The sequence below is a fragment of the Paenibacillus sp. HGH0039 genome, from assembly GCF_000411255.1.
Classification (GTDB): Bacteria; Bacillota; Bacilli; order Paenibacillales; family NBRC-103111; genus Paenibacillus_F.
The window spans coordinates 2,956,490-2,981,645 of record NZ_KE150412.1; the positions used below are offsets into that span (position 1 = coordinate 2,956,490).

At 46.2% G+C, this 25,156-nt stretch carries 24 protein-coding genes and 2 pseudogenes; 11 read left to right on the forward strand and 15 right to left on the reverse strand.

Annotated features, from left to right (window positions below):
- Nucleotides 1–345, forward strand: a pseudogene (locus tag HMPREF1207_RS12910) (hypothetical protein); the annotation flags it as partial.
- 155 nt (nucleotides 346–500) lie between these two features.
- On the opposite strand, the gene HMPREF1207_RS12915 reads toward HMPREF1207_RS12910, so the two are convergent.
- The 3 genes from HMPREF1207_RS12915 to HMPREF1207_RS12925 form a co-directional block, all read right to left on the reverse strand.
- On the reverse strand, nucleotides 501–1,346 hold the full coding sequence (locus HMPREF1207_RS12915) for an SDR family NAD(P)-dependent oxidoreductase (RefSeq protein ID WP_009673490.1): 846 nt from the start codon (nucleotides 1,344–1,346) through the stop codon (nucleotides 501–503).
- Nucleotides 1,347–1,365: 19 nt separating this feature from the next.
- Entirely contained in the window at nucleotides 1,366–1,749 is a 384-nt protein-coding gene (locus HMPREF1207_RS12920; protein ID WP_016423719.1) for a MerR family transcriptional regulator, read from the reverse strand.
- Nucleotides 1,750–1,905: 156 nt separating this feature from the next.
- Nucleotides 1,906–2,403: an SMI1/KNR4 family protein gene (locus HMPREF1207_RS12925; RefSeq protein WP_009673431.1), complete on the reverse strand. Its 498-nt coding sequence runs from the start codon at nucleotides 2,401–2,403 to the stop codon at nucleotides 1,906–1,908.
- Between the two features lie 124 nt (nucleotides 2,404–2,527).
- Here HMPREF1207_RS12925 and HMPREF1207_RS12930 point away from each other — a divergent pair, with 124 nt between their 5' ends.
- Complete coding sequence (locus HMPREF1207_RS12930; protein ID WP_016423720.1) at nucleotides 2,528–3,220, forward strand: YetF domain-containing protein; 693 nt, start codon at nucleotides 2,528–2,530, stop codon at nucleotides 3,218–3,220.
- Between the two features lie 252 nt (nucleotides 3,221–3,472).
- Here HMPREF1207_RS12930 and HMPREF1207_RS12935 read toward each other — a convergent pair whose 3' ends face one another.
- Complete coding sequence (locus HMPREF1207_RS12935) at nucleotides 3,473–3,916, reverse strand: cell wall hydrolase (protein ID WP_016423721.1); 444 nt, start codon at nucleotides 3,914–3,916, stop codon at nucleotides 3,473–3,475.
- A gap of 227 nt (nucleotides 3,917–4,143) precedes the next feature.
- Between HMPREF1207_RS12935 and HMPREF1207_RS12940 the strand changes: the two genes are divergently transcribed.
- The 3 genes from HMPREF1207_RS12940 (at nucleotide 4,144) to HMPREF1207_RS12950 (ending at nucleotide 7,181) form a co-directional block, all read left to right on the forward strand.
- A complete protein-coding gene (locus HMPREF1207_RS12940) occupies nucleotides 4,144–4,887 on the forward strand; it encodes a GntR family transcriptional regulator (RefSeq protein ID WP_009673387.1) in 744 nt (247 codons plus the stop codon).
- Between the two features lie 209 nt (nucleotides 4,888–5,096).
- Nucleotides 5,097–5,813 carry a purine-nucleoside phosphorylase gene (gene deoD / locus HMPREF1207_RS12945; protein ID WP_009673421.1) on the forward strand — a complete coding sequence of 239 codons (717 nt, stop codon included), beginning with the start codon at nucleotides 5,097–5,099 and terminating at the stop codon, nucleotides 5,811–5,813.
- Between the two features lie 30 nt (nucleotides 5,814–5,843).
- Complete coding sequence (locus HMPREF1207_RS12950) at nucleotides 5,844–7,181, forward strand: MFS transporter (RefSeq protein WP_016423722.1); 1,338 nt, start codon at nucleotides 5,844–5,846, stop codon at nucleotides 7,179–7,181.
- A gap of 250 nt (nucleotides 7,182–7,431) precedes the next feature.
- Here HMPREF1207_RS12950 and HMPREF1207_RS12955 read toward each other — a convergent pair whose 3' ends face one another.
- The 4 genes from HMPREF1207_RS12955 to HMPREF1207_RS12970 all read right to left on the reverse strand — a co-directional run bounded on the left by HMPREF1207_RS12955 (nucleotide 7,432) and on the right by HMPREF1207_RS12970 (nucleotide 12,976).
- Complete coding sequence (locus tag HMPREF1207_RS12955) at nucleotides 7,432–8,529, reverse strand: L-dopachrome tautomerase-related protein (protein ID WP_009673383.1); 1,098 nt, start codon at nucleotides 8,527–8,529, stop codon at nucleotides 7,432–7,434.
- A gap of 295 nt (nucleotides 8,530–8,824) precedes the next feature.
- Nucleotides 8,825–9,454, reverse strand: a complete 630-nt coding sequence (locus HMPREF1207_RS12960) for a hypothetical protein (protein ID WP_009673394.1) — start codon at nucleotides 9,452–9,454, stop codon at nucleotides 8,825–8,827.
- Between the two features lie 14 nt (nucleotides 9,455–9,468).
- Complete coding sequence (locus HMPREF1207_RS12965) at nucleotides 9,469–9,912, reverse strand: hypothetical protein (protein ID WP_009673390.1); 444 nt, start codon at nucleotides 9,910–9,912, stop codon at nucleotides 9,469–9,471.
- 4 nt (nucleotides 9,913–9,916) lie between these two features.
- Nucleotides 9,917–12,976 carry an AAA family ATPase gene (locus HMPREF1207_RS12970; RefSeq protein WP_231392040.1) on the reverse strand — a complete coding sequence of 1,020 codons (3,060 nt, stop codon included), beginning with the start codon at nucleotides 12,974–12,976 and terminating at the stop codon, nucleotides 9,917–9,919.
- A gap of 1,126 nt (nucleotides 12,977–14,102) precedes the next feature.
- Between HMPREF1207_RS12970 and HMPREF1207_RS12975 the strand changes: the two genes are divergently transcribed.
- The gene (locus HMPREF1207_RS12975; RefSeq protein WP_231392041.1) at nucleotides 14,103–15,476 is read left to right on the forward strand and encodes a DUF1214 domain-containing protein; all 1,374 of its coding nucleotides are present in this window, start codon (nucleotides 14,103–14,105) and stop codon (nucleotides 15,474–15,476) included.
- On the opposite strand, the gene HMPREF1207_RS12980 is transcribed toward HMPREF1207_RS12975, so the two are convergent.
- Nucleotides 15,461–15,757, reverse strand: coding sequence for a hypothetical protein (locus tag HMPREF1207_RS12980; protein WP_016423723.1), 297 nt, complete (start codon nucleotides 15,755–15,757; stop codon nucleotides 15,461–15,463). The genes HMPREF1207_RS12975 and HMPREF1207_RS12980 overlap by 16 nt on opposite strands.
- Before the next feature lie 664 nt (nucleotides 15,758–16,421).
- Here HMPREF1207_RS12980 and HMPREF1207_RS12985 point away from each other — a divergent pair.
- Nucleotides 16,422–17,078 (forward strand): CatB-related O-acetyltransferase, encoded by a 657-nt coding sequence (locus HMPREF1207_RS12985; RefSeq protein WP_009673388.1) that lies wholly within the window; start codon nucleotides 16,422–16,424, stop codon nucleotides 17,076–17,078.
- Between the two features lie 32 nt (nucleotides 17,079–17,110).
- Here HMPREF1207_RS12985 and HMPREF1207_RS30265 read toward each other — a convergent pair.
- Nucleotides 17,111–17,379, reverse strand: a pseudogene (locus HMPREF1207_RS30265) (transposase); the annotation flags it as partial.
- A 250-nt stretch (nucleotides 17,380–17,629) separates the two neighbouring features.
- On the opposite strand from HMPREF1207_RS30265, the gene HMPREF1207_RS13000 reads away from it, so the two are divergent.
- Nucleotides 17,630–18,334, forward strand: a complete 705-nt coding sequence (locus HMPREF1207_RS13000) for a DUF421 domain-containing protein (RefSeq protein WP_036739695.1) — start codon at nucleotides 17,630–17,632, stop codon at nucleotides 18,332–18,334.
- Between the two features lie 87 nt (nucleotides 18,335–18,421).
- Here the strand turns inward: HMPREF1207_RS13000 and HMPREF1207_RS28785 are convergent, their stop codons facing one another.
- Complete coding sequence (locus tag HMPREF1207_RS28785; protein ID WP_082211312.1) at nucleotides 18,422–18,529, reverse strand: 23S rRNA (pseudouridine(1915)-N(3))-methyltransferase RlmH; 108 nt, start codon at nucleotides 18,527–18,529, stop codon at nucleotides 18,422–18,424.
- Nucleotides 18,530–18,562: 33 nt separating this feature from the next.
- Entirely contained in the window at nucleotides 18,563–19,765 is a 1,203-nt protein-coding gene (locus HMPREF1207_RS13005) for a pectin acetylesterase-family hydrolase (RefSeq protein WP_009673492.1), read from the reverse strand.
- Nucleotides 19,766–20,062: 297 nt separating this feature from the next.
- Between HMPREF1207_RS13005 and HMPREF1207_RS13010 the strand changes: the two genes are divergently transcribed.
- Complete coding sequence (locus tag HMPREF1207_RS13010; RefSeq protein WP_016423725.1) at nucleotides 20,063–20,680, forward strand: TetR/AcrR family transcriptional regulator; 618 nt, start codon at nucleotides 20,063–20,065, stop codon at nucleotides 20,678–20,680.
- Nucleotides 20,681–20,715: 35 nt separating this feature from the next.
- Nucleotides 20,716–21,120 carry a hypothetical protein gene (locus tag HMPREF1207_RS13015; protein ID WP_231392042.1) on the forward strand — a complete coding sequence of 135 codons (405 nt, stop codon included), beginning with the start codon at nucleotides 20,716–20,718 and terminating at the stop codon, nucleotides 21,118–21,120.
- 325 nt (nucleotides 21,121–21,445) lie between these two features.
- On the opposite strand, the gene HMPREF1207_RS13020 is transcribed toward HMPREF1207_RS13015, so the two are convergent.
- From HMPREF1207_RS13020 to HMPREF1207_RS13030, 3 genes are all read right to left on the reverse strand, one after another.
- A complete protein-coding gene (locus HMPREF1207_RS13020; protein WP_036739697.1) occupies nucleotides 21,446–21,808 on the reverse strand; it encodes a cupin domain-containing protein in 363 nt (120 codons plus the stop codon).
- Nucleotides 21,809–21,963: 155 nt separating this feature from the next.
- The gene (locus HMPREF1207_RS13025; RefSeq protein WP_009673393.1) at nucleotides 21,964–22,791 is read right to left on the reverse strand and encodes a helix-turn-helix transcriptional regulator; all 828 of its coding nucleotides are present in this window, start codon (nucleotides 22,789–22,791) and stop codon (nucleotides 21,964–21,966) included.
- A 45-nt stretch (nucleotides 22,792–22,836) separates the two neighbouring features.
- Nucleotides 22,837–23,052 (reverse strand): hypothetical protein, encoded by a 216-nt coding sequence (locus HMPREF1207_RS13030; protein WP_036739699.1) that lies wholly within the window; start codon nucleotides 23,050–23,052, stop codon nucleotides 22,837–22,839.
- 1,009 nt (nucleotides 23,053–24,061) lie between these two features.
- Between HMPREF1207_RS13030 and HMPREF1207_RS13040 the strand changes: the two genes are divergently transcribed.
- Complete coding sequence (locus tag HMPREF1207_RS13040; RefSeq protein WP_016423727.1) at nucleotides 24,062–24,952, forward strand: hypothetical protein; 891 nt, start codon at nucleotides 24,062–24,064, stop codon at nucleotides 24,950–24,952.
- The last annotated feature ends 204 nt before the right edge of the window (nucleotides 24,953–25,156 follow it).

Consider the following 25,156-nt stretch of genomic DNA (forward strand, 5'->3'; position numbering starts at 1 on the left):
TCCGATATCGGCGTGTGGATCCCGGCTCTAGCTGTGCTCGGCATCGGTCAAGGCTTCGTCGCCGCGCCGCTGACGAATATCGTTTTGGCGAAAATCCGCACAACGGATATCGGCTCCGCATCCGGCGTCATGACAACCAGCATACAGATCGCCTCTACGATCGGAATCGCCCTGATCGGCATCGTTTGGCTTAGCGCTCTTGAAGCACATACCGGCTCGGTATCCGCCTATCCCGACGCGTTTAACATTTGCCTAAATGTGCTGGCCGCCGTCACGGTGCTCATCCTGCCGCTGGCATTGATGCTGGCGGGGCGAAACGGAGCCCGTCGATCGCGAAAGAAATGAAGCCCTCCGCGCAACGAAGCCACTGAAGAACTTGCTTTATTTTGTCATCCGTCGCTAATGGAGATTCTACAAAAAAGACATCCGCTTTGAATTTCAGAGCGGATGTCCTTTTGTTTTTAGGCACATGTCTTGGGTGCAGACTGTTAGGAGTTTCATCAACTGTTGAGAAACTCCAGCTTGTAAATAAAATCTACTTTTTCCAGTACACTTCGACTTTCCTGCATGAATTTCACAGGCGTAATTTTTCCCTTGTTGATAAAGACACCCGTTTTACCCCTATTCACTCCGAATGCAGCTTCATAAAGTCGCGCAGCCCCCTTGCTTGGAGGGGAGAAGAAAAGATTACGAATCGGAATCATGTATAGGGGCATGCCCGAACTTCCGCTCATAGGGGTTTTATTGGGTCCCGGGCAAATACTCCTTATTTCGATCCCTTCCGCAGAAGCTGTCTGTGATACTGCTTGCGTCCAGAGAGAAAGAGCCAGCTTTGAAGTTGCATATCCACCCATTAATTTTTTGAATTTGGCCGGTTTCTCTAGCGTCTCTAGTTCAAACTGTTTCACCATTAGCAAAGCATTGGATGAAGTATTGACTATCGTTTTCATCACTCCTTTTAACAGTAGTTCTCTTAATTCCATAAAAATGATATAAGGAACTACCGCATGTACCTCGAATTGCATCTCCCGCCCCTGTTTGGAGTAGTTTATTTTCTCCGGCATAATACCTGCGTTATTAAAAATCACATCGATTCGTTCTTCGCTCGATTTGATCTCATTCAGTGCTGCTTTCAAACTTTTAAAATCGCTCAAATCGGCTTTATAGACTCGAAGATGGTTATTCTTTAGAGATTCTCGAACAAGAGAATCGTTACTTTGAAGATCAGATCGGATCAAAGCTATTACTTGTATTCCCTCCGAAAGCAACCGTTTTGTTAACTCGAACCCGATTCCGGATTTTGCACCGGTAATAAGGGCTACCTTATTTTGTAGTTTAGTATCCAAAGAGCAACACTCCATGTTTTTATTCAGCGTAAAATGTCTTTCCGAAACCTTCACCCTTTTTCAGTTTATTATTGATGAACTCCAAAATGATTTGCATCCCCTTGATTTGAACTTCGATTTTCTCCTTGTGGGTTTGCAGAAGATTATATAAATCAGGATCTAATTGAACGTCTCCCTCTTGTGATAAAGATAAAAATGGTTTCATCTCGTTTAGTGACATTCCCGTCTTCTTCATACACGTAATTAGAGACATGATGTCTTTATCCGTTGAACTATAGAACCGATGTCCATTATCCTTTCGTTTTGCTCGGGGCAGGAGTTGAATTTTCTCATAGTAGCGAATAGTATCTTCACTTAAGCCGCTTATCTTCGATATTTCTTTAATTGTGAAAGTGTCACTCACCTTATTAACAGCTCCCTACGTAGGATTAACTGTATTCTACAACTTGGAGTTAACTCCAAGTCAAGAATGATATTTCTGACAACAAAAAAACGGCATTTTTGCCGTTTGCGTTTGAGTTATATGAGGATTAGCGGAATCGAAATACACCTTTATGTATCACTGGAACCCTATTGAACTCGACATAATTAATTCCAAAAACTCTTCAAGAGAGTTGGCCACTTTATCAACTTCTTCGAATTCGGGCTCATATCCACGTACAATAGCACCTTTATCATTGGTTAAATCAATCGCATAGAAGGAATATCCGCCATCAACTGACATAACTATGGGCAAGTAATTATCCCACCACGCGGTTATTTCTGATTTCCAGATAGTATCATCCATGGCTGCTTCTAAACTGAGCAATTCATATTCATTCCATTTAAACGCACTATCCGAGCTATTATTGAACTCATTCTCACAAATAAACCAAGTCTCTTCATTTGGTGTCATACATTTTTCAACCACACTTAAAAAATCCAAATATTCATTTGGGATTTCTTTATATCTAGATAGAATGCTGCTATCTAAATTTAATTGAAACCCCGATTTTGGGGTTATATCCCAACCGTTTTCATTAGCCCAAATAATAAATTCGCCAATTTTTTTGTTCATATTCATCACCTTCTAAAATATTCCACACGCCCAACACATTCTCCTAGGTTTCCACAACATTATTTTTGCCGACACTGAAATAAGGCCCAATCTAAAACTATCTGTTATGCAAGGAGCTCGGCACATGACGTATGGAGAAATTCTATTTCGTACGGCAACGTCCTTCGTTGCTCTACTCGTTTTGACGCGTCTGCTCGGTAAAAAACAAGTCGGACATCTAACGTTTTTCAATTATGTAACAGGGATCACCTTCGGCTCCACCACTGCCGAGATTATCGTCAACAGACAAATCACGCTGCTGCAAGGAATATCCAGCTTGGTCTTATGGTCGCTCTTGACGTTCATCATCGCATTGACCGGATTGCGCTCCGTCAGAGCTCGTGAGATTCTCGACGGCCAGCCTACGATTCTCGTCAAAAAAGGAATGATTATGGAAAAGGCATTGGCTAAACAGCACCTCAACATCGACGATTTAATCATGCTGCTTCGGAACAAGGATGTCTTCTCACCCGAAGAAGTCGAATTTGCAATTCTGGAACCTGACGGTAAACTCAGTGTGTTGAGAAAAGAAGAACTACTGCCTGCTACAAAAAAAGATATAAAAGCAACCGTTACGCCTATTCAAAGAATCCCGACTGAACTTATCGTTGATGGCAAAATCGTAGAAAAAAATCTTATAAAAATGGATGTCTCCGCTGCCTGGCTCAACCAACAATTAAAGAAAGCCAGCATTCATTCTTTGGATCAAGTATTTTACGCAGAGCTCCAGTTGGACGGGACGCTATATATCGACAAATACCAGGATTCGATCCCATAAAAAGACCCGGTAGCGACTACTTGAGTTCAACCCAACCTTCAACAACTGATACGGTTCGCCGCGCTGTCTATAACGGCAAGTTTTCGGGCCATCCTTGGCGGGATGACCTTTTGTAATTTGGACTCGACTTGTCTCCTTCAAAATAAAAAAGAAGCCGCGATATACGCGGCATTAAATGAGATAAAGTTCTTGTCACCCGAGGCTGTAACAAGTCAGGTTTAAGAGATCCTGAACTCTTATTCGTTTATAAAATTAAAACGTGTTATATATATTTTCACATTCTTCCCCGGTCGGTTCATAGAAACAGTGCTTCTTCCATCGTCCTGCGAGCGGCTGATTATACCAAGTTGGCGGACAGGGTCCGGGATTTTCGAACGTTCCTGGACGGAAATACCACAGGGAGAATTTACCCGGCCAATTCCGCTCCCCATTCACAGCCCGTCGTGCCAGACGGCGTTCCCTGTCCCTTGCCTTTTGATAGTACAGACCATGTTGCAAGGCTTCGAACGCATGCGGCTGGTTGATCATTTGGGGAATTGTCCGGATTCCTTTAAAATCGGAGCAATTCGCTCTTACTCGGTTAATGCCAACATTTCCAACAAGGAGCATGCCCGTTTCGCCTTCGGTCTCAGCTTCGGCTCGAAGCAACCTTGCCAACATATTAATATCCTGGTCCCTGGCTTTTACGACTGCCATTGGATCACCTCTTTAGATTTCCTAGACTCATCATATTGTAGGCGAAGCGGATGTGTTACTCTGACAGACAATTTAATAAAATGAACAAGGCTATTTCACCTAATAGCCGCCTATTTCGCTTGGGTTAAGAATCAACCTTCGACAGGAAGGTCCGCCCAAACTCAACGATTACAGGTGTGATATAATAGGCTCTAACTGATGAATTTAGAGAATAGGTGTGTGGACCGATGGAAGTAAAGCCGGAACATCCAGCCAAAGCAAAAATACCGCTATACCTTACCGTATATAATGAACTTTTCAAAAAAATCATGAGTGGTGTGTTTCCCCCCAATAGTCAATTGCCTACTGAACCTGAACTTGCCAAAATGTTCGATGTAAGCAGAATGACGTTAAGACAAGCATTAGCTCTCTTGCAGGATGACGGGCTGGTAAAGAGTATTCACGGTAAAGGAAACTTTGTTACCCCATCTCGAATGGTGCAGAGAAATGATGGACTGGATAAAATCGGAAATCCTATTTATAAGTGCCATACAGAGGACATTGACCGTGTCGACATCCAGTTCAGACTGGACTTGGAGAGTGACTACACCAAAGAGGTCCTGAAAAGGAAAGCCACGGCTGTGGTGGCCGTTGAGCGTTGGTATATGAGTAAAGGACAGGCGGTGGCTTTCGGATTTACCTTTATGGCAATCGAGGCCGTAACCGAATTGAACCTGGACCTCCAAAATGAAGAGCAGTTGTTGGACATGCTTGAGAATAAGGTATACGAGTTGGCTAACTCGGCAACGGTGGAGGTCAAACATTCCACGGTGATGAATACCTCGTCTCAAAAATTTGAACTTAATGCCGGCGAGGGGTGTGACTTGCTGCTGGAAAGTCTATATGTAAATGAACAGTACCCTCTTGTATACAATAAATATTATATTCCTAAAGAATTTAGCCGGATTGTGATCAACGCTTCGAGGAAATAGGACGTAATCTAATTGCCGGGCAGTGGTTTCTCCATAAAGGAGAGACCACTGCCCTTTTTGCATAGGACCGCCTAAAGGGATAGAACATTAGAAATTTATCCAGAAAAAATTAGTTGATAAAGGAATGCGATGTATGTTACTTTATCCGTATACCAATTAGACAAATTATTATACAACTATACCAATTCGTAAAGAAAAGGAGATTTAAAATGAGTACATCCACTAAAGAAACGCCGCATATTCAACCTGGAGGAGCAGAGATCGCCGAGACGATTCTATTGCCGGGCGATCCCTTAAGAGCGAAGTTTATTGCGGAGAACTTTTTGGAGAATGTCGTCCAGTTCAATGAAGTCCGCGGTATGCTGGGCTACACGGGAACTTTCAAGGGTAGAAAAATATCCGTGATGGGAACCGGAATGGGAACTCCAAGCATGAGTCTGTATTCGTGGGAGCTGATTCATGTATTCGGTGTTAAGAATCTCATTCGAATCGGTTCCGCAGGGGCGATTCAAGATCATTTGAACCTGTATGACATTGTTTTCGCAATGGGTTCTGCAACCGATTCCAATTATGGACACCAGTACAATCTCCCAGGTCACTATTCGATTACGGCCTCATTCGAGCTGTTGGAAAAAGCCAAGAAAATAGCGGATGCGCAGGGGCAGAAGGTTCATGTAGGCAATGTGCTCTCCAGTGACATCTTCTATAATGCGGATCCAACGGCGCTGAAGAAATGGAGTGAAATGGGCATTCTATGCGCCGAGATGGAATCGGCCGGCCTGTATATGAACGCGGCCCATGCGGGCGTTAACGCACTGTGTATCTTGACGATCAGCGATCATATTTTCAGACATGAATCCACGACCCCTGAAGAAAGACAGACAGCTTTCACTAAAATGATGGAAATTGCACTGGAACTTGCTTAATCATTTGATTCCAAGAAGGGGATGTGGCTAATGGCTGCAATAACTGAACAAACACCGCAAACTGCCCCATCCTTTCAGGCGAAAAGGGCAGTGCCTGTGATTCTGCTCTTTTTCGTTTTTGCCTTGATCGTCGACAACTCATTCAAGTTGGTTTCGGTAGCTATAGCCGAAGATCTGGGAATCTCGGCAGCTGCGGTTAGCTGGCAAGCCTCATTAGCGGGACTTGTGATTGGAATTGGCGCTGTCATCTATGCCTCTTTGGCCGACACGATCAGTATCAGAAAGCTGCTGAGTGCAGGGATTATCTTAATCTGCATCGGTTCTGTTATCGGTTTTATTTTTCAACACTCTTATCTGCTCGTTATTATCGCTCGTATGATCCAGACAGCAGGCCTGGCCGCGGCTGAAACTTTATATGTGATCTATGTAACGAAACACCTGCCCAAAGAGGAGCAGAAAAAGTTCCTGGGACTCAGCACAAGCAGCTATTCGCTTTCTCTTGTTATCGGTTCCATTACGGGGGGTTACGTGTCCACCTATTTAAATTGGTCCACGTTATTCTTAATCCCGCTGCTGTCCTTAATCCTGCTTCCCTTCATTCTTAAATATTTGCCGAAGGAACAATCCCGGAAGAGTCATGTTGATTTTATCGGACTGCTTCTAATATCCGCCATTACTACTTCCGTCATGATGTATTTAACGGATTTCAACTGGATCTTTATTGTGATCTTCATAGCTGCAGCAGGACTATTTCTTGGCTATATCAGCAAGAGTAAGAAGTCGTTCATCGGGATTTCCTTTTTCCAAAATAAACGGTTTGCAGCGGTTCTTGCCATCGCTTTTGTGATTTATTCCGTTCAACTGGGCTACATCTTTATTTTCCCATTCCTGCTTCAGAAAATGTATAATCTTCAGCTCGACACGATCTCACTACTGCTGATACCAGGTTATGTAACCGCGATACTGATTGGATCGCTGTCAGGAAAAATAGCAAAAGTATTGACCAATAAGCAAGCGGTTTCCATAGCTATGATCATTATCGTGTGCAGCCTGGCTTTGCCCGGCCTTATTGGAGGCTCGGTTATCGTATACGTTCTCTCCATGCTGCTGTTCTCGGGGTCATTCGCATTCATGTACGCACCTATGCTTGATTCATGTATACGCTCCATTCCTGTAGAAAGATCAGGAACAGCCATTGGATTCTACAACTTGGTGTTGAACGTGGCCGTTTCTATAGGCATCACCTATACCGCGTCTCTAATGGATGTAGTTTCTTTTGGAACGGTGTTATGGATCCTGGCTATAATTACCTTGTTCGCTCTATTGATGTACGTGTTGCTTGTAGGGCGACTCACTGAGTCCAAATAAGTAAAGATACCTTTAGCTTAAAACGCCAAAATACCTCCTCTTTGGGGGTGTTTTGGCGTTTTAACTATCTCCTGCGCTCTTGAAGCCGTTCTCCTTGAAAGTTCTCCTTGAAGAAACTTTGTAGTTGTTCTTATATACACCGAATCTTTCGTAGTCATTTATGGTACGGTTCAGCTTAACGGGGTCATCAGCGAAAAATACGAGAGCAGCTGGTGATGGCCAGCTCCCTGATGAGGGATAGCTGCCTTCATTATGAAAAGGTAGGAGCAGGGAATTCATCAATTCTCATACGAAGTAAACTATATGGTTTTTCCCGCAGGTCTCTTCCATAATGGAATCTCGCCTGCCGATGTAATTGATTCACAATGACATATAAGTATTGATCGGGGCCAATCGAAAAAGTATCCGGCCATAAAATTCTGGGGTCATGTGCGATGGTTTCCATTGCGCCATCCGGCAATATCTTCCGGATACTGTTGTTTTCATAGTCTCCCGCATAAACGGTTCCTTTTGCGCCGGTGATCATTCCATCAGACGCACCTTTTTCCCCCCAATACTGCACATATTGGGATAAATCCATGTCCTGTATCCTTCTGTCTCTTAGGGCTTCTGTTGAGATCGAGAACAGCTGACGGCTGGTTAGCGGAGCATAAAATAAAACCTTTCCATCAGGAGAAATCGCTAAACTATCGGAAGCCAATCTAAATGGGAAAGTCGAGCCGTCCGGGTTTCGATTCATCAAAATTTGACCTTCTACTTTCGGTAAAAAATAAGGATCAGGTGAAGTTGATAGGGCCCCATTTAACCGTCTAAACGCGTTCCCATTTTCTAAATCTACGACGATAATAGCCCCTGGCCCTTTGGAAGAAGAATCCGTTATATATGCATAGCCTGCACTTCCAATCCGAAAGTCCAAACGGACATCATTCAGATAAGTGGTTGGCAAGACAACATCTTCCGTAAAGGTATATACCCTCTTTATTGTATTCGTGCTTAAATCAACAGCAACTAATTTTGCTCCCCCTTGAATAGGTTCAGAAAAGTTTGGTGCTCCTGTATCCAGTACCCAAAGTGTTCCTCTTCCATCCGCAACGATACTTTGGACACTGACGAAAGACATCGTAATATGTCCCGTATTAACCACATTGGCTTCTAAACTGGGATAAGGCTGCAATTCACCCGCAACAATTTCCGCCACAGTAAACTGAACGTCGTCTCCCCATTTCGGAAAGCAAACAAAAATACGACCGGTTTCGGAAACGCTGACACCTGTAGGCATAGCCTCATAAAAAGCATGCACCAGTTCAAACTGCCCAAAATATTTTTCTATAGGTAATATAGGTGGCATGATATCCTCCTCATCAAATCCGAATGGATATCACCTATATATGATCAAATTTTTTTGTAGTGCCTAGTTCTCGATAAATTTCTCTCTTCATGGATGCCGTGGATTTCAACTTCCCAGGGACGATTGGCAGTTATACTCTCATCGGAATGATGATCGGTTCGTTTTCCGATTACTTATGATAAGTTCAGCTTAACGGGTCTATCGGCGAAAAATGATAGGCTGAGAAAAAAACCATTGGTGACATAAAAGTCGGCAATGGTTGTAGTTCAGCGTACCTGTTCACTTGTCGATCAAACTACTGTCCGGTTATCGTATAGACGTTAGAGGAGCCTACCGGCGCCGCATTGAAATAAGCGTTATTCTGAACGGCTCCGGGGAACTTAACCCCGTATGTAATCCCGCCTCCGCCATCCTTGACACCTGTAATTTCAACCACACTCGGAATCGGAATATCAAGGAACACCGGGTTATGCATAATATTTATGTTCGCTTGAAGGATATTGCCGTCCACCTTCACTGTAACGACATCGCCGTCTTCCGCGGCGAAATCCCAGATCAGCATGCGGCTTGTCGTCGTATTTTTCTTCATCTCAATCTCGAAGTCCCTGGCCTCGAGTCCCGCCGAATCATCTGCCGCGGCTAGCTGGATACCCGCCTTCATCCCTTTACCGATTCCATTCGACTGAACATCTTTTATACTGCCGGTTGAACCTTGGAAATACATGCCCATCCCAAACGTGATCAACGCCGTAATTCCGATCCAAAATCGGTGTTTATTGCTTATTTTTCCGTTAGATGATGACTTGCGATTGACGGATGACCCTGTAACTTCCAATGGAACATCATCATCTTCCCTTTGTCGAGGCTCATATTGATTTGGAGCGTATGACTTCGGCTTTTGCTCGTTTTGTTCGTGATTTGCCAATTTCCTTCTCCTCACTATTCCATATATCGATTTGTCTGCCGATCAATCGGATACTTCCAGTACAGCAGCGACATGCATAATCGGATAGCCACAATCGCAAGCAGCATAAGCGTAATGGCCCATCCTTTGGAATAAAGTCCTTCGTCAGCCCATTTGTTAAGAATCATGACTCCTATCGATAGAGTGAAACTGGTATAGATGAGCATTTGCAGGAAAGGAAGCAATATCGTTATTTTACGATAGGGGATTCCTAAAAATTGACTTCTCATGGCCAAGTAAATAAAGAAAGCCAAAAGGCTTATTACGATCACACCGCCGCTTGCGACCGGAACCTCGTTAATCAGAAGATTCCTTATGTCACCGTATATCATGAAAGGCATAAAAAGCGTAACGATAATGACCCCGAGCATGAAGGAATGATAAAAAACAATGGCGAGCAGCCATTTTAGGACTTTCATTACATCACCCCCGTCTTTCCTTGAAGTCTTCAGGCATCAAAGCGGATAATTCCTCGGCCGTGGCGTCGGCTTTCTTGCTCATACGCAAGGCATGGTCTCGAATCGCTTTCTCTACCAAATTTCGAACGAGCCGTCCATTGCCTGCGGTCCTATCTCCTTCATAGGTCTCCAAAATGGAGAGCAGCGTAGCTTCGGCCTCCCGGACGATCACATATCCTTGCGCCTTTACCAGCAAACGCGCAATTTGCAGCATTTCCTCGGCTGTATAATCGGGGAATGTAATCATATTGGGAAACCTGGAGCGGAGTCCCGCATTGCGGTTCAAGAAGCGCTCCATATCTTCGTCGTAGCCGGCCAATATAACGATGAGTCTGTCCCGGTAATCGTCCATGGCTTTGACGAGCGTATCGATCGCTTCCTGTCCGAATTGATCCCCTTCCGCCAAGGCATAAGCCTCATCCACAAACAAGATCCCGCCAAGAGCGCGTTCGATAACCTCTTTCGTCTTGAGCGCGGTTTGCCCCACATAACCGGCAACCAGGCCGGACCGATCGGTTTCTACCAGCGTGTCGGCCTTAATCACGCCCAGTTCTTTAAATCGTTGGGCCAAAATACGGGCAATGGTCGTTTTGCCGGTTCCTGGGTTTCCTTTAAATACCATATGAAGAGCTTGGGCGGAAGCCTTGGGCAGCCCCATCTCTTGACGGCGCTTGGCCACCTCAATTTGAGCCGATAGGCTTTTCACAAATTCCTTAACAGAGGACAGACCGACAACCGCATCGAGCGCTCCAAGCGCATTCGCCCGCTTCCCCGCAAGGTCTACATGTGCCGACAGTCCAAAATCCTCCACAGTCAGCTCATTTAACTGATCCGCCGCAATATCGGGGTGATCGGCCAATCGCTCCGCTTGCTTGCGTATCGCCTCCTCCAGCGTATTGCGGACGAGTCGTCCGTTGCCTCCGTCCTTTCTGCCCGGGATTTGCTTCTCGTTAAAATAGGATTCGAGCAAACCTGACACATCCGGAGCTAAAGCAAAACCGCGCGCCTTCACCATAATAGAGGCGATTTGCTGCATTTCCTCTGCCGTGTAATCGGGGAATTCGATCTGCAGCGGGAAGCGCGAGGACAGACCCGGATTGACTTGAACAAACCGCTGCATATCCTCTGTGTATCCCGCCAAAATGACAACCAGATTGTCTTTATGAAGCTCGATAAGACGAACCAGTGAATCGATCGCTTCCTTACCGAAGCCCCCGCCCTGCACGCCATCCTGCGCAAGCGCATAGGCTTCGTCGATGAAGAGCACGCCGCCAAGAGCAGATTCGACAACCAGCTTGGTCTTGTTGGCCGTCTGGCCGACATACTCCGCTACCAGATCGGATCGGTCCACCTCAACGAGATGTCCTTTTTTCAAATAGCCCATGGACCGGAGCATCCCTGCCACCAGCCGCGCCATCGTCGTCTTGCCCGTGCCGGGATTGCCCGAAAAAATCATGTTGAGAGTCTGTCCGGTATCGACGTGAATCCCGGCTTCCTTCCGCCTTCGATCAACGATAAGCTGTTTCTCTAACGTTCGGACGAATAGTTTGACTTTCTCCAATCCGACAATTCCGGCGAGCTCATTCTCGATATTAAATGCTTCTTTCTCTCCGATCCCGAAGTCTGCCCCCGTCAATAATTGCAAGTCTGTATCTGAAGTTGCCCCTGACATCAGCCCTCTAAGCCGAGTCGCTTGCTTGCGGACAGCCTCCTCGAACAAATTGCGGACAAGCCGGCCGTTGCCGCTGTCATTGCGGCCAGGGATTTGCTTTTGATCAAACAGCTCGATCAAACCCTCATAAGCATCCGTTTCTATCCGGAAACCATTCTTGTTCGCCATCTGAATCATAATGTCCAGCATATCTGCCGCTTTGTAATCCGGGAATTCCACGATGAAAGGAAATCTTGAACGCAAACCTGGATTCGATCGCAAAAAAGTCTCCATCTCCTGGGTATACCCTGCCAGCACAACAACCAGATGATCCCGATGATCCTCCATCGCCTTGACAATCGTGTCGATCGCTTCGATGCCGAACGTATCGTGATCGTGACGAGCGAGCGTATAGGCCTCGTCGATGAACAATACGCCTCCCAAGGCTTCATTGACTTGTGCCATCGTTTTGGGAGCGGTAGAGCCCACATATTGGCCTACAAGATCCTGTCTCGTCACTTCGATCAGTTGACCTTGCGGCAGCAATCCGAGCGCCTTCAGAATACGGCCGACTAAGCGGGCGACCGTCGTTTTGCCGGTTCCGGGATTCCCGGTGAACACCATGTGAAGCGACATCGCCACAGAGCCTTCGCCTTCCCTGGCCCTCAGCTTGTTAACCTGTACCGTCTCCATGAGCTCATAGACAAACTTTTTCACGGGTTCCAGACCCGTTAATGCATTTAATTCTTCCAGAACATCGTCAATCGACTCCTGACGAACGAAAGATAGTGCTTTGATCGGAATTTCAAGAGAATTCGACTCCACAAAAAAAGAATCGTTCTTGAAACGGATACGCACACTCTCATTGCCACGAATCTCATTGCGGGCCCGTAGACCGGACAATACAACAGTAAGCTCCTTATCAATCCAATGCTGCACTGCCTCGCCGAACGTTTTGTTTGCTGCGGCTATATCGGCCAACGCCTCATACGTGGAAGGATGGACGGTAATCTCTGTTTGCATATCCCTTGACAGATCGTCTATCGCTTTCCCCAGCAAGATCCCGGCGATCTGCCGCATCGTCTCCTGCTCTAATGGTGAAGATATTGCCGCCGCAAGGATGGTTTGCAAGATAGAGGCAGGGAGATGCCTTGCCAGCACGGACGGAACTTGGCCATATTCGCTTTCTCTCTCTGCATGTTCATCGATATAGAAGATGATGAAATAATCGGCGGCGCTTATGCGAACCCCTTCTTTGGTTCGGAAGCTGCCTTCCGCGGCGAGCTTAGCGACCAGGCCGATAATAGCCGGGTCAGCCCCTTTGACCCCCTGGAATAACACCGTGCCCTCGGAATGCCGGAAAGCCTCCGCCATATCACTAATAAAATTTCCTGATAGTTCATCCGCCTCATAACGCTGTAAATCAATTTCTGCAATATGTGGCCGGGAGGTTACCCGACGTGCATGCATCTCCCGAACCAGCCATTCCAAGGCTGTTTTTTTGCCCGTACCAGGAGCCCCGGCCAGTAAGATCACATTCCTTGGCTTATTACTCTGGCGCCCATTCATATATCCCTGCTTATATCCCGCAACCAAATCGTCTACGAAGAACGCCTGTCCGATCACTTGACTATTTACGTTCTTTTCCACTTCTCGGAACAGTTGATCCAATTGCTTGGGAGATAAAGCACTCTGCGCATCATTCCGGCCTTCTCCCTGCGACGTATATGCTGGGGTCTGAACAGGTCGGGAAGTCGGTGAAGAAATGTTCTGTCCCGCGGCGGCCTGCTCGGAATAGCTCGGACCTGCACTTCTGGCTCCCGATCCTGCATGATATTGTTGCGTCGGCTGCACTTGCCTCGTTGGAGCCGGAGGGTCTTCTTTTTTGGCGATAAATCCTTTTTCCCGAACCAATTCAACGAGTTGATACTCAGGAAAAAGAAATTTGAGCGCTTTCAACATACTGCTTCGGTTGATTCTCATATTTCCCGTTACCCCCTGCGACCTGCTGTTCTTTCTTTCTTTTTTTCCTATATTATACTATGGCTCCGTTACTTTTGCTTTCAAACTATGGAATGTGTATCCGCCTAAAAAATTATCTAGGGCTAGCCCTCTTCGATACGGAATGCATATTTTTAGCATGGGGAACAGATAGGTCCTTGCAAATGCTGTTCATTACTGACAATAAAGATTCAATCAATCTCCTATAACCATGTATGGTGCATACGGAAAAAAATCCTCAATCCAGACTGCTTGATTAGAAGAAGGATACGGGGGATGAACTCAATAGACACTATACAATTCAATCCAACTATTTTGTTGACAAAACACATAGGAATAATTTAAATTAAAACAAGGGTATCTTTTGTATTATATGTTAAATTATTACACCCGACTGGTTTAACCAGAGGCATGCTGATAAAAACCCGTTACCGTGGGTTAAAAGTATGCCTCTTTTAGCTTTGTAAAAATTTATTTTGGAGGGAGCATGTCAACTACTATGAATAGGCATTTACAGAAAAAGCGGAACGTTTTCCGAAAGCTTCATAAGCGGTTGCTTAAACTGGGGCTATGCGCGCTGGTTTTCGTGTCCTTTAGCTCCGTAACGGTGCAGGGTGCTCAAGCGGCTGCATCGGTGCTGGCAACCGCGGATCAACAGGCGCTGGATGTATGGAGCATTCAGATCAATCAGAACAACAATTACCCTTTGCTGAAGGCTCAAGCCAAGGCGGCGTACAAGCTCGCCTACGGCGGCTCATTGAGCACAGAAGCGGAGAGCCGTCTCGATAACGCAATCAACGAGCTCGCGTTCAGCGCAATTCAGAAAGCGGTCAACAACGATCCGTATTTCCCTAAAGTATACTGGTTAAACACTCCACCACGCAGTTGGCTTGGTCTAAACGTGCCGGGAGGACGGTATTCTTATGATAACCCGGACAATATTTACCGTACCATCCCGATTGACGGCTCGTCGAAGTACATCATTCATGGGAAACGTACTTTTCCGGGGCCGACCGATGTAACGTTCTCCCTGATCAGCAACCCCAATTCGCAACAGACCATCACCTTTCTGTCCGGCAAAGATCTGGTAGTGAATGCGGACGGGAGCTACGCCATCACCGTAGATAGCGATCCCGCTAACGGACGTGCCAACCATATACAGTCCACGAGCGCGGCCGTGCAGTTATTCGTCCGCAATAACCTTGGCAATTGGAATACCGAAACGCCCGATGCGCTTACGGTAGAGCGGCTGCCCGACGGCAGCCAGCGTACGCCCAAGAGTCAGCTTGCCATTGCTGCCGAAGCTTGGGCGAATCTGCAGGAATCCATCGTCGATTATGGCTATGGTGCTTTGGGCATAAAGACTCACACCAATCCGGTGAATACACTCTCCAGTCCGAGCGTATCATCCACATTAGGCACGCTGGTCACGCAGGCCAGTTCGTTCGGCCACTTCAAACTGGCGGATGACGAAGCGCTGGTCGCAAGGGTAACAACCGGGGGAGCAGGTTATGTAGTGTTTCCGGTTACAGATCCGTGGATGGTAACCGTAGACCCTATCCGTCATCAATCAAGTCTTAACAACGTTCAGGCAGCGCCGAATGCCAACGGCAGCTATACGTTTGTAGTATCGGTCAAAGACCCTGGCGTAGCCAACTGGATTGACCCTGTAGGGCTGCATGAGGGAACGATTATGGTTCGCTGGCAGAACCTGCCCGATAAACCGCCTGCAACAGGCGGGCCGTCCGTACAGACACAGGTCGTGAAGCTGGCTGACCTGAGCAGGGTTTTGCCGTCCGATACCCGCTACGTGACTTCGGAGCAGCGCAGCCGGCAGTTGGCCGACCGGGCAGCCGGTTACGCACTTCGCTGACAAAGGTCTCGTTTTCCACCATTATTTTGTGACTTTCGAAGTTCATCAATAAGACCACCACGCAGCGAACGTAAACTCTGAATTTCTTCGATGATTTCCCGCCGCCGTACTGCGGTCGTAATAGCTTTGCCATGTTCGGGGGCGAGCTTGCAATGGCGTCTTGCGACCGCCAGTAATTGAGCCGATGTCGCATCGTCAATGATCAGCCCGATCAGCGAACAACGATTAGCGGATGCGGCTTCATTGATAGGCGATACGATTTTTTCAGTTATTGCGATCATAAGTAAATTCCTCCCAGTCAACAAGTTTTGTTGATGTTAGCTTGGACTGGGAGATTTCGCAAGTCTTGTTTACAATGATTCATTTACCGAATTTGTTCTTTGAGCCAACCTGTCACATCTCATCTATTCTTTCAGCACCATCAATATTAGGCATTCGACATGTGACGACTAGACAGGGAGTACAAACCTTCACAGGAATGACATTTGCTCTTATGACTAGGGCGGCTAAGACAAGCCACTCTTTTTTCGATCTACTTAAGACATCTTGTATCTCAAATTGTCAAATTTTAATGTCAATAATGTGCTACGTTAATTGAGAGGTGCTAAGAATATGAACTGATTCTCGTCCTTAACAATGATTAGGTTGAGTACGTACGATGTCCTTATATAATCCGACGCAGCCTATAAAACGCATTGGTATATACAAGGAGGCTGTCAATTCCTAAGATGTTTATCCAAATTAGTTACTTTTTTTATGTCATGGTTAGTTATAACAGTGAGGTATGATTTGACGAACAGAAAATTCGTTTGTTACAATGTCCCCATCAAAAAGGAAAAGGATGAGGACGATGGTTCGTCGTTTGAAACGGCTTAAGAATGTTGCTAGCGCATCAAGCTTCTAAGTAAAAAAATGATCTATATTACTTAGAAGCGAGGGGTAAGAATGAAACAACATCGATTTAACCACTGGTCTGAAATTAAGTATCTAAAGGATATTGTTACCAACCCAATGATTGAAGTAGGGGAATATTCCTACTACTCTGGTTATTACGATAATCATGATTTTGAAGATGGGTGTGTTAGATACCTTTGGGGAGATGAAAAATCAAGAAAATTATTTAACCCCATCGAGAACTATGGTTGGCTTTTAGATAAATTGATAATAGGAAATTACGTATGCATTGCAAGTGGTGTAATTATTTTAATGGGTGGAAATCACAATCATCATCCTGAATGGATTACCGTGTATCCGTTTGTGGAGCAGATTGAAACCTCTTACGAACCAAAAGGAGATACGATCATCGAAAATGACTCCTGGATTGGCATGAATGCAATGATTATGCCCGGTGTGAAAATAGGTGAGGGTGCCATTGTTGCGGCAGGATCGGTTGTTGTAAAAGATGTCCCACCCTATACGATAGTAGGCGGCAACCCTGCCAAAGAGATAAAAAAACGGTTCTCAGACAAAGAAATCGAAAAGTTAAAGGAAATGCGTTGGTTCGATTGGGAACGTGAGAAAATTGAACAAGCCAGTCATATCTTCTCAAGTTCTTCTATTGATCAATTATATGACTTTTATCAAAGAGAAATAAAATCATAGGGTAAAAGAAAAAGAGGGGCTAATTGCCCCTCTCAGATTGCAGACAAATTCCCTGGTTTCCATCGAAACCGAGGGAATTTGTTTGTTTTTTCAGCTAACAAGAGCAGAATTTTAGTAAGGGCAGACCTGCCACCACCCAGCCTCCAGAGCCAGGCGGGTAACTTTTTGAGGTTCATGCAAGCGAAAACGAGCATCGCCTGCATCGAAACTTTACGCAGTCCCCGCAAAGTCGTCCATCGCATGCCATGCTTTCTTTCATATCTGCGAATACGCGCTCAATCGTTTCTTTACGCCGGGCGTAGCTTCTTGGCTTGATTAATCCGTACTTCATTCAAGTACTGGAGCGATACTTGACCCGTAGCCTCTTTGAACAGACGGGTTTTAAGATTCTCCGTGCTGTCTATAACGGCAAGTTTAAGTCCATTCTTATGGTATGGCCTTTTCTTTGCAGCCCGCAATGCGAAAGAGTTATAACACCGGCTCCAACCGTCAATAGTGTTATTATCGAGCCGTACGCCAGATCCCATAAATTGGAACAAGGAGTCCGCCCATTGCAAGCATACGTGGAAGTTATTTTTCGAACGATCGCCGCTTTTGTCCTCCTCATGATCACGTCGAGAATTCTCGGCAAGCAGACGATATCCAATATGACCTTCCATGACTTCGTGAGCGGCATCACGCTGGGCGCCATTGCGGCGAATTTGGCGTTTAACGATAAGCTCAACCACTGGCCCATCGTCGTATCGCTGCTGATGTTCTTCGTCATTTCTTTCCTCGTGTCCAAGATCGCGCTCAAAAACCAGGCATGGAACCGGTTGGTATCCGGCACTCCGACCGTCATCATCGAGAACGGCAAAATTCTCGAGGACAACATGCGAAAAATCCGCTACACGTTGGACTCCCTAGCCCAATCTTTGCGTGAAAAAGATATTTTCAATATAGCGGAAGTCGAGTACGCTTGCTTGGAGGATCACGGGAAGCTATCCGTCAAGAAGAAAAGCGATTATGAGTGGGTGACGCGCAAAGATCTGAAGCTACACGCCGCGGCCGTCCAGTCGTTCCCTGTCGAGCTGATTATGGACGGCATAATCATGGAAGACAATCTCGTCCACAACGGGCTGACCGTCCAATGGTTGGAGCAGGTGCTGCGGCAGCGGAACAAGTCCGTATCCGACGTGTTCTATGCCGTGAGAGGTACGCAAAATCAGTTGTATTTTGACTACTATCGGGACCACATTGACAAGCCTATCGATTAGCCCCGACCTCACCGCGCTCTCCCCTTGCTAGCCGAATGCCCCTATCAAAATTTTCGCCGTTACTTGTGATAAGGTTCCCCGGTTATTCTAATGCCCCCGATAAACCTGCTCGAGAAGCATCACCCGCATCATCTTATGCGGGGAAGTCACCCGCCCAAACGACAGCTTCTTGTCGGCGCGACATATGACCCTCATGAAGAAGCAGACGAAGACGCTGGACCGACATCGTCAGCCCTCTTTCTCTACAAAATGCCGCCCCACGGAGTAATATTCATCCTTATTCACGGCATCGTCCAGCCACTTCATCAGCTTCACCCCGTCCTGTTCGGCTTTGTAGAAATGATTTAATGGGGAGAGTGTATGTGGTGTCCTGCCCGTCTTCTCGTTAAGACCGTAATCAGTGATGTAATAATAGTAGCCTGGTAATACTTCAGTTAGCTCTCCGGCAGATTGCAGCATGCGGGCCGACCAGCGATGCACATATTCGCTATCGTCCGAAACGTCACCATTCAGATCCTTTTCAAAGTCGAACAGCAGCTCGTCATAAAGCGTATTGGACTGCAAAAGTACCGCGTTGTCCGGGAGCAGCTTGCGGTTCGCCGCGAATACGGACGAAATCAAATCGACCTGGACTTCATAACCAAAGGTTGCTGCAAAGTTGGCCTTCCATTCGTTATCGATAATATCCGGCCAGCGGTCGGCATTTAAGTAGGAGCTGTCCGAATATTGATAAATGCGGGCATCCGGGTAGCGTTTCGCAATCTCAGGCGCCCAGAAAGCAGCTCCGAATCCTCCGGCGCTTTCTCCCGCAATGAGGATCTTTTCCGGCGCAGCGAAATGGTTTGCAATCCATTCCAATGCTGCGCGCGTATTGGCTTGACCGTTGTAACGCATTGTAAACGGCTTGCCTTTGGCGTCCGTATATTCCTTGGATGCATTCCCGATATGCAAATCACCAGTAGAATAAGGGATATATACAATATTCCAATCCTTGAACGGATTGTCAGGGTTATTATTTTTCAACAGGCCGCCAAGCGTACTTACTTTAAAGAATGGAATGTTGGGAAAGTAATATTTGATCTCACCGTTCTTCACTACATTACTCAGACTGATCGGCTGCGCGGCAGTCACCGCATCCCAAGCCACACCGCCCCCAGAAAAGTAAATGATCAATTTATCTTCAGCAGTTGCTCCCTTATTGGCAAGTAAATAGTATTCTGAACTGTCGGCAGAAATTACTTGTGCATCCTGGTCAAACTTGATTTTATTCCAGACATAGCTCTCCGTAGCAGCCCATTTATCCGGTTCAGCAGGCTTTTCAAGTATGAAAAAATGAACATAACCTGCCAAAACACCCAAGATAATTATAATGCCGCCTATCGCAGTCAGAAGAATCTTGTTGATTCTTTTCACGATTTTCTTTTTTGCCACACAAAGACCGTCCTTCCTACCAAAATATATCCCCCAGATCAGAGCGTAAAGTGCTTACTGTTTTGGCTACTTGCATTTTTTAGGGGGAATTTTACAAACTTTATACCAGTAAACATTATTTTTCGCCGTCACTTATGATAAGGTTCTCCGCACTATCTATAACGGCGAGTTTTCCACATAACCCTAACGATGTTGTTCAGGTTGATGAAACCTTCGAAGTGCTCTTGATTTTTTTGACCGATCGCACTAAAATCAAACCGATATAGCTAAAATTAAATCGTGAGGATAAAAACCAAAATGAACAGCCAAAAAAAGTTGTCATTCATCGAAGAAGCAAGGCGAAACCAAATCATGACGTGCGCAATCGAGCTTATTTCCTCAAGAGGTTATGCACAAGCCTCTTTGGCACAAATCGCCAAAGAGGCTGGGATCAGCAAAGGGGTGATTTCCTACCATTTCTCCGGCAAAGACGATCTGATCGAACAGATTGTGTCCGACTTATACGAATCCGGCTCTACGTTCATGACACCTTATCTTGCGGCGCAGACGACAGCATTGGGTTGGATTAACACCTATATCGATAAGAATGTCATGTTCATGAAATCGCATCGGAAGCATGTTATTGCCGTAACGGAGATTATATTTCATGCAAGGGACGAGGAGGGAAAGCCTCGCCATTTCAGGAACATCGATACTGATGCGACAATCAATGTGCTTGTGAAGATGTTGCACAGGGGCACTATGGAAGGGGATTTCCGGGAATTTACCGATTTCTCCGCTCGTGTCTTGGCGGCCACGATCCGATCGGCCATCGATGGACTCAGCTTTCAGTTAGCAGCGAGTCTTGATCTTGACCTGGACGCTTATGCTAAAGAGCTCGTTACTATATTTCAAATGGCTGCACGCAAGGTTTGAACAGCTTTACCCATCACCATTAAGCAAAGGAGTTGGTGAGGTTGAATAAAACATTTGTGGTCGGTATCATCTTGATCCTGATCGGGATTGCGTGGGGTCTGCTATTGGACGGGATCGGAATGCGCGAATGGTTATTGTTGCTGTCAGGAATCGTCCTAGGGATTATTGCGGGTCTCGTTCAACGCTGGGCAGTCGTCAGACAAAGACTCGGGCTCATCACACCGGACAAGAAGAGACTATGGATTATCGGCGTCATCGTTGTGCTTGTCATTGTAAAAGTTGCCATAAACGTCTTCATCCCGTCTTATCTTGCCACGAGTAATAGCGGCATCTACCTGTCCATCGTCTACGCCATTGGGGGCCTCCTCCTCGGTCATGCATTGTATCTCAGATTCAAACCCATGCCTCAGCCAGCAAAGCTAAGGGATAATCGAATGTGATTCGCATTTCCTTAGCGCGTAGCCTACACACATATCAACCCCATACGCCATACGCCGCAAGGAATTCCGCAATTGGGTGACTGAGCGCCTGTTCGGCAAGCTCCAACTCCATAATGATGCCTTTTACGCGATGTATCAACGGATAATTGCGTTGTTCATAGGTGCCTCTGCCCCGTTCGGTTAAAGTGGACGATGCCAAGTTTCGCGAGTTTCTGGCCCAATTCAGAGTTATCAATCCGATTGATCCCAAGCGAGCGGACTTGCGCGGACGGAGCGATATTTTGAAAAAATGGGAAGAAGAATTGAAGAAAGAAGCGCCTTACTCCTACAAAGATATTACAGCTGCTGTTATTTCGGTCTCAGGACCGCCAGTGTTTATAACGCTTTTAGGCTCCACCAGCATGAGATGGCATTCTTTTTCGGCGGAAGGCTTCATCTCTATTCCTTTCGGGACAATATACATCTCGCCCTTGGAAATTTTCACTTGGCCATCACGAAAATCAAGGGTCATCTCCCCTTCGAGTGCGATAAATACCTTATCGGTATCTTGATGAACGTGCCATTCGTAATCCCCGGCAATCTTAATAAGCTTAAATTGATAATCATTCATTTCACCAATGACTTTCAGAGACCAATAGTCGTTGAATTTGGATAGCTTCTCATTCAGATTAATAGCTTGGCAATGGATATTAACCCCTCCTTATTTCTTTAATTCTAAATATACCCTTACAGTAAACAGGCCTGTAGTCTGTTGCATATGAAATTTCTCCAACATAATATCTTCATTGATTTGACACTATTATAGTAAAGTAATTTTTAAATTAGAATGGATGCTTGCTGAAATCAGCATGGATTATTGATGAACTTCTCTCGATATTCAGTGGGAGAAATACCAAATTGTTTCTTGAACACTCTACTAAAATAAAAGGGGTCGGCAATTCCAACAGCTTGCGCAATTTGTTGTACAGGCGCATCACTTGTAAATAACATTCTTTGCGCCATGTTTATACGATAGTTTACTAAATACTCTGCTGGTCCCATACCTGCATGTGTTCTAAATACATAAGAAAGCCGATTTCGATTAACGTTATTTTGTTCTGCAAGCGATGCTATTGTAAGGCTTTGATAATAGTATTCTTGAATGTAATTAGATACCCGTTCGAATAATGTATGCGTTCCACAACTATTTTGCCTATTATCGACACATAATAAAGCTTCATTCAGTACATCGCGAAATAACATCTCGGTCTGAAACTTCGAAATGCCTCCACGCTGATTATAAACATGCCAAAGACGCATAATTAGCTCAAGAAGTCGAGGAGATTGCCCTGTTAATAATTCAAAATGCTGATGCAAAAAGCTTGACTCTTTTAGTTCTGAGTTACATATCCGGTATAAAACAAGGATGTATTCCCAGTCAGTTTTACCAAACACTTTTTGGGATAGTTTCATTTTTGCACCCCCATGTACAACTTTCCCTGGCGAAAAGATATAGGGGGTTCCATTAAATTGAAATTGTATTTTCCCTGTAAGAGGAAACACAAATCCAGGAAAAGAATCTGTATAGTCAGCGTGAGGCACACCTGGATTTCTAGCATATCGATATACTCCTTGTACTTGAAAAGGAATGTGTGCCAGATGCTCTGCTAACTGATTAACGTCGATTTTCACATTGCATCCCTCGTTTTCAATGGTTATTGACCGATAATCCTAAGATCATTCTTTGTACACCCTGTGCAGCTCTTGACCACAAGCAGATCCTTCCTTCCATGTATAAGCATCCAGTAAAATACAATCATAGCGTTCAAGGATGGACCCATTGGCATCAAGCACCGATTTTAAGGTCCGTTTCCCACCGCGTAATGCTTGCCATACAGAAAGGTGGACATGAGAACTCTCGTCTACTTTTAGGTTATTGATAATGATTTTCATTGTCAACCTCTATGAACAATAGGTCTCAACCATCCATCCCGAGATTGCACCCGCTCCGGTTTCATTCACTAGCAGCATCCCGAGGAGAAACCGCGCGAATTTCAGGCGGATTCGGCTGATTGACAGCATATTCGGCCAAAAGCTTCCCCATCTTCTTCTTTAGCGTAGAAAAGGCAGCCGATCATTATTCATCATGATCGACTGCCTTTAAATTAAGCTGATTATCCATGTCCTTCAGACACCGCGTGATGTCGTACATGCTGCGCGAGCAGACGTTGCGTCCAGACCTCATACGAGTAGCCCAGTTCTTTTGGTTTTTGGTAAGCTAGCGAAATGACCCCAACTTTAGCTTCAGGCGTTATAATGGCGGGTCTGTCCGAAGCTTGCTCTTCCCCGAAAACGGCCTTGTTCCCGAGTGCTAACGCCTTGTCTACGCAACGGTTGATTTTGGGGACGATTGTACCAAGCAGTTCAGCAATTTACAGAGAGTACACAATATTTCACTTTAATATAGTTATCATTATTGAAGGGTGGGGCAACTAGAACGAATCTGCGGATTGTTGATGGAATAGAGATATTCCCGTTGTTCGATCAACCATACTCTGGGCAGCTACCGACTCGCCGTTTCGATGATCCAGTCGGTCAATTCCATCGTTTTCTGCTTAGCCCCGTTTTCATGCGATCAATGACCGTATACATTTGCGCCGCAAGGAATTCCAAAAAAAGTTGTCGACTTGGGGGTATTTACAGTGGACAACCTTATAGTGGTAAAATATAGATATGAGATATTGGGGGTGAAGGTGTGTATGGCTGAGTACAAAGATAATAGGAAGTTGAACTTTCTATTACAGCACCTAGAATATCATAACACCTACAAAAAAACGTTCAATAATGAGGAAGAAAAAGGGAAGAAACTCCTCCATTTTATAGTTGATCGTCCCGGCCGCGTCGCGGGCAATCCCCCTCCGCCGCTCAGGGTGCGGGTATCTTCCTCGGGAGGGCGATGCCAATGAGGGATGCTGCGGAGGGTCAGCAGAAGCACGGGCAGCAAGAACATATCGAGACGTTGCCGCTGTTCTCCACCACGGATAAGAACGGACGGATGACTATGCTCCGGCCGGGACGTCGCGTCGGACGCGCGGCTCCGCTGATGCCGTGGCTGCTTACAGCCGCTGCACTGTGGGCGCTGACAGGCTCCGTGCCGTTCGGCGCACTGCTCGGCATGGCGCCGACACCGGCGATTAGCATGCTCCTCGGTCATCCGGTCACAGTGGGCGTCGCCGTTTTGCTGCTGTTCGTCGCGATCGGTACGACCGGTGCAGTGTACTCGCTATCGAATGAGCAGTTCGGACAGACCAGGGTGGCCGGGCTGTTCGCGACGCTATCCAGAGCAGGAGGACTCGCAGCAGTCGCGGGAGTCCTCCTGCTCTGGACGCTGACAAGCGACCAGTCGCGACCCTTTGACCTCGAGGCCATAGCGACATCGCCGACGATCCCGCTAGAGCTCGGCGCCGTCGTCGGAGCTAGCTTCGCCCTCTGGGCCGCCATCGCGCTCCTGCGGTTGCCCGGCTCTATCGCCCACGCTCGGCGGCGTCAGGCGGACATCGAGCGACTCCGCGTGGAGGGTTCGTCATGCACCGGGACGTTGACCGCCGTGCATTTTACTAACCGTTGGCTCTTTAATTTCCCGATGTTCACGGTTGAGGTAAATTATATCGTTGACGGTGCTCCTCGTGTCGTTTCAGCACACATGCGCACCAGCGTCGACCGCGTTCCCGTCGTCGGGTCGCGAATGATCGTGCTGATCGATGATCGCGGAACCACCCACGTGGAGCTGGACCTGGCGAGTGGAACGTCATTCGAGCCGGACGTGGGTAAGTACACCCCGTCGGACGGTTGATTTTGCGACCCTAATGCAACATGGTTATAAGGAGTTCAAGTCAATACGGAGCTAAAGCTTCGCTTCACCATTTTTAACGCAGGACAAATTGGGCGCTCACTCGGTATTCCTATGCGCAGCAAGTAGAAAGAAAGGTATTGGAACATCATCCGTACTATAACATGGAAAATAGTGGGTTATTTCTAGTCAGTAGAAACTAAAAAA